Here is a 5,671-nt window from a genome sequence, read left to right as displayed (position 1 = left end):
TTTTTTAATAATCTGATATTGGAGCCGTAACCACATCCTATTTCTAGAACCCTTTTTTTAGATGAACCTAATTTTTCTAAAAAAGTATTTATTATTTTATCTCTTTCCATAATCAACCATTTTTCTGCCTTAGACACCGAATAGGTTTTCCAATGGTTATCCCATTCTGTCATATCACCACCTTTATTAGGTAAATCATGCACTTATTTGTTTTATTATTTAAACTTCCAAAAAATAAAAATACTCAAAGCTGATAAAAGGAAGAAACATAAAATAACTACTATCTCATCGCATTAAAATATTTATACCATATTTGGCGGAGAATCTTATGGAAAACAAGTACTATTACTTGTTGTCATTTCTGGTGCCACTATTGATTAGGTCGATTCCCGAGATTGTTTCTTTTCCTTGGCCTTTAGGTTACGATACTGTTACTTGGTATGCGCCCGTTACTAGTTATTGTCAAATCTACGGACCGCTTTATAGTTTAACTGTTCTTACAAATTGGTGCATGGCACCTCTTCTCTATATATCTATGGGTTTTTTGGGTTATATCTCTAATGTGGATCCAATTTTAATAACTAAATTTTTTGGCCCCTTTCTCAGTGGATGTTTGGGTTTTTCAGTATTCTTTTTTTCGCGCAGTTATTTGGGTTGGGATAATAAAAAGAGTTTGGTATGTGCTTTAATTTGCACATCTTATTTTGTTACTCTCAGATTAACTTGGGATTCTTATAGAAATGTTTTGGGTCTTGTATTTTTTATTCTTGCCATGGCTCAAATATCGAATTTAGAAAAAAGGTCGAATATGCTTTTCCTTTTTATTTTTTCCTTTCTATGTGCTATTTCTCATGAGCTTGTAACCGTAATTCTACTAATTACTTTAATTTACATGGTTTTATTAGAGTTCTATAAAAAACGAGAGGGAATTAATCTCCAAAAGTGGAAGTTGGCTGGACTTATTTTTTCTTTTTTATCGCCATCAATGTTATTTATATTCTATTATACAAACTGGTTGGGTGAAGGTATACCCTATTTCTATGATCCTTTTACAGAATATTCTTTTGGCGGTGTTCTGGTGGATTACATCTCGTTAAGAGTGGGGGTTTACCTGTATCCTACTGTTGATGTTTTAAACGCTCATATTCTTCAGCTTTTTGTTATTGGTTTTGCCCCCATTCTTCCTTTGGCTGTGCTAGGCTATTTTAAAAGTGAGGCCTTAGATGTTACTACCTTGTTTCTTTTAGTAGCTTCATTTATGCCTCTAGCATTGCCCCACTCTGCATTACCTCTATGGTCGAGGTGGATGTTCATGCTTACCATACCGTTCACGATTTACGCTACCAATTTTCTTTTTCCCGACGAAACAAATACCATATTTGTGCACAGACTAAGAATTTCTAGGTTTATCCGAACCAGATTTTTAATTATTTTTATACCTTTAATGATTCTACTATCCTTTACCTATATGGTTATGCCCCCTGAGGCACCCTTTCCCTATTTTAATAATATCGATACTGCGCGGTATCTTACTCCAAGCATGCAGCGTAATACTGTTCCTGTCTCTATGTCTCAGGATATAGTTTTTGCTTTGAGCTTGCTGGGATTTAATATGTCTTTGGACTCTTGTATTATTGCTCATGAGAGTTTGGCTGGTTGGGCTCAGTTGGCTTTTCCCTTTAAACAGGTTTTTGTTTACTCTTCTATGGATGTGGATCTTCAATCAGCATTGTTTTGGGCCCAAATTTTTGACGAAATCTATGTACTAACACTAATCCCTTACGATTACACTATTAAACAAAGTGGATTTAACCTAGTTTTCCAGTTGGGTTTAATTAGAGTTTATGTAAAATAAACTATGTGCTTCGCAATTTTTATATGCTGCCTGTTGAAATATTATGAGTCCACCGCCTAATTCTTTCTGTGTGTGGGTGGTTGAAGGAGTTTATGAAGTTATTATTTTTTTACATTCTAAAACTTCGCCTCTGTTAAAATACGGACCTTTAAAATATTTTAGGAGAAGAAGATACTAAAACCGAACCAAACTATGGAGTCCCCCTCTTAAAATATTATATGTGCCTTGGAATTTATGATAAACCTTTCCAAAGATTTAAATTAGTCTTGTATTAGAAATATTTTTTAAATGCAATCTTTTTTAAAGGGAACACTTCAAAAGAGAGGTAAACCAAGAAAATAGAACATAGAGTGCTGATTCATGGAAAAAATTAGGGGTAAAAAGGAGCAGCGTGAACTTTCCATAGTTATTCCAACTTATAATGAGGTTGAAAACATAGAGTCTTTAATTTTGAGTATTGAAAGGGTTTTTGAAGATAATAGCATAAATGGGGAGATAATTGTAGTTGATGATAATAGTCCTGATGGAACCGCAGATGTTGTTAAAAAATATACGGAAAGGTTTGATAATATTCGGATATTAGAAAGGAAGGAGAAGAAAGGTCTAGGCTACTCCTATAAGGATGGATTTCAGGCGATCAGTGGAAGCGTGGTTATGGAGATGGATGCTGACTTTTCTCACAATCCGTTGGACATATGTCGTATACTCCGAAAGTGTGGTGATGGTTTTGATGTGGTTATTGGCTCTCGCTATGTGAAAGGTGGTGGGATTATCGGCTGGGGCTTTATTAGAAGAGTATTTAGCTTTGTTGCAAACACGCTAGTTGATATGCTATTTAGACTTGGAGTGAAAGATAATACATCGGGTTTTCGAGCCTATAAGAGAGAAGCTTTGGAAGCAATTCTTCCAAACGTTAAATGTAATAGTTACGATTTTCAAGTAGAGATGCTCATAAGAGCTAAAGAACAGGGGCTTACTCTAAAGGAAGTACCTATTATTTTCAGAGAGAGGGTGCGAGGGAAATCCAAGCTTGGAAAAGGGGAATGCTCATCATTTATAAAAATGCTTCTAAGAGAAACCATGCTCAAAAACAGAAATTTTTTCTAAAACCCTAATTCACCATCTTTGAGGACGTAAAGCAACCATCCATTCGCAAAATCGATTTAATTGAAAAAATCCCGGGGAGTCGATTCTTGGCTAGAAACTTGGACATAATAAAGACATAATAAACTTTTTAAAAATCAAATATTATATTTAATAATCAATACTTCTGGAAATTATAATCTACAAAACTTACTTTGCATCACTAACAATAATGGATAATTTTTAAAGGTGGTTGACTTAAAATTGTGAGAGGACTCATAAAATGATTGCTGAGTTTGCTGAAAAGAAAAGCGTCTTCTATTTTCTGGGACTACTTGTAGCATTGGTTGGCCTCTCACTAAATGAAATACAACTCTCAGTTACACTACCCTCTCCTTCATATGTTTCTTTTTCGGGGCGGATTGCCTGGAGTTATGCCGGGTTTCCGCTTTTTCTGGTTGGCGAAATAATATTTTTCACTTCGCTAATATTTCTGATTGAAGAAAAGAAGATCCGGAATTTATGGGTAGCACAGGTCAGTAAGACGGCGCTTTTTATCGCCGCAGCCCTGATCTTGGTGCAGAGAGTGAACGGATACACTGCCCTTGACGGCCCTAGTTTTGGTCTATCTCTATATGTTGAAAGCGTTTACACGGATATAACTCAGTACATTATTTTAATCTCGGTCTTTACAACCCTCTTTATTGTGGTAGCCACGGATTTCATCCTGAGAAGAGGAGAGATTCAGAGACCTAGTGAACGGTTCTACCTAGCCTCCGGGTTCTACAACTTCACCCTCGGAACTATCATGGCTGCCTCTGTTCTACTTACGGCGTCGAATTACTCTTTCTACCCTATTCCGGGAGGCTTCTACTTCTACACGCAAAACCTGTTTTTTAAAGCCGTCGACGCCTTTGAGGTCATCGGTGTATTTACATTAGTCCTTAGTTGTGCCATTATTTCCTTTAAGAAAAATCCCCCACAAATCGGCAAACTTCAAATCGTAGGGAGCTCCATTCTTATGGTGCTCGTAGCACCTTTAACTTTCATCCCCGTCCAGATTTGGGTAGACCGGTACGTGTTTTACTCTCTGCCTTCCTCCCCCATTAACTTTGGAAATATCCATGCAAACTTTCCCTTGAACTTTAACCTCTTTACCTACATCTCTCTAATATCTTTTGTAATTGGAATGTTGGTATACCTCCATGTCTCAAAAATGAAAACGATGGTAATCCTAGGCTTTTTAGCATACTTGTACTTCTATCCTGGTTTAAGGTTTGCAATTCAGAACCTCTATAATTTCCCCACTCTTACGCCCTCTATACCAATCCCCATCTACGCCGGGCTTGCGGTTGTTCTGGTAGTAACTGCAATGCCCGTGGCATCACCATGGAAAATATCTGGCCTTTTCCGGGGCATGCTAAAACCTTCGGTGAAAACTGCTGTACTGCTAATTATCGTAGCTTCACTGTTTGTTTCGTTAATGTTTATGGGCAGTTTAGTCGCCTCAACCAAGTCTCCACTTATGTCTCACAGTAGCCTGAGCACCGACGATAAAATTGATCCCCATCTCTCATCTCTTGACCCTGTGCCACCAAGCATCCCAGTTATACTGCGCTTTGACGCCCCGATTCCAGATGGCAACATTACCAGTCTTAACTACTCTGGGTTCTTCAATATTTTTCACGTGTATGAGGAAGAGTGGGTGTCCTACTTTGCCATTTATGGAAGTATAAACACTACCAGTATAGATCTTCAGGAGACACTGAGAAACCTAGTTAACAATTATCCGGTATGCTACATACTCTACAACAGGAATACCTCAGAGCCCCCCGATATCGAAAACCACTACAGAGATTACAACTACGTGGGTGCGGACATACTTAAAAATTGGAACATAACTGGACGAGGAACAACCATAGCCATCATAGACTCGGGAATAAACGACGACTATGCAGAGATAAGGGGTAAGAATGAGGGCAGAATACTCTACCAAGTAAACTTTCTTACCGGACTGGAAGGCGCCCCCCTAATAGTTGGGGACATTACTCCTGAAGACTTCCTTTGGCACGGGCTTTGGCATGGAACTTGGACCGCGTGTATGATTGCAGGCTCTAGAGGCATAGCGCCTGAGGCAAACATAGTAGATCTTAAAGTCAAGTCGGAGAATGGAGAGTTAAACTACATGACCTACACCTACACCACTGAGGCAGTATACTGGTGCATAAGAAACAAGGATCGTTTCAACATCTCCGTGATTGTAATACCCGTTGGCTGCAGGGATCAGCTTTATGGTTCTCTTACGGAGGCGGTAGACCGCGCCTTTCTCAACGGTATAGTTGTGATAACTGGCGGAGGCGCGATGGATATAACTAAGAGCAATCTTATAGGGAGGCTGATGACTCCTGGAATAGCCGACTGGGCAATAACTGTGGGAGCAACTAACGGTTACCTTGGTAACTTCTGGTCTCCCCTAAGCCCTCTAGGTCCCTCACCCCACTGGTATTTCCCAAAACCAGAGTTGACCACAGCATACAAATATACGAGCATATCCTCTTCGGTGGTTGCGGCGGTAGCACTACTCCTCGTCCAGCAATATGACGAAATGGGGCTCCCTTCGATTATTAGGGCTGCTGTGATTCGCTGGGCGCTCCTAGCGGGAGCACAGGAATACGACCTGGGTCCTCCGGGATGGGATATTATGTACGGCTTTGGCCGGGTTAACGCCCTTGC

3 protein-coding genes are annotated in these 5,671 nt (G+C 39.3%); all 3 read left to right on the top strand.

What is annotated here, in order from left to right; translation table 11 throughout:
- The first annotated feature begins 1,078 nt into the window (after positions 1–1,078).
- Positions 1,079–1,855: a hypothetical protein gene (locus ACUVXA_RS15145; RefSeq protein WP_445872119.1), complete on the top strand. Its 777-nt coding sequence runs from the start codon at positions 1,079–1,081 to the stop codon at positions 1,853–1,855.
- 360 nt (positions 1,856–2,215) lie between these two features.
- On the top strand, positions 2,216–2,962 hold the full coding sequence (locus tag ACUVXA_RS15140; protein WP_445872118.1) for a polyprenol monophosphomannose synthase: 747 nt from the start codon (positions 2,216–2,218) through the stop codon (positions 2,960–2,962).
- A 259-nt stretch (positions 2,963–3,221) separates the two neighbouring features.
- Positions 3,222–5,671: S8 family serine peptidase (locus tag ACUVXA_RS15135; protein ID WP_445872117.1), on the top strand; the 2,450-nt coding region annotated here is incomplete at its 3' end.

It is taken from the genome of Candidatus Jordarchaeum sp., assembly GCF_052745115.1.
The sequence above is the reverse complement of the archived record's forward strand: the minus strand, read 5'-3'. Positions and strand labels throughout refer to the sequence as shown.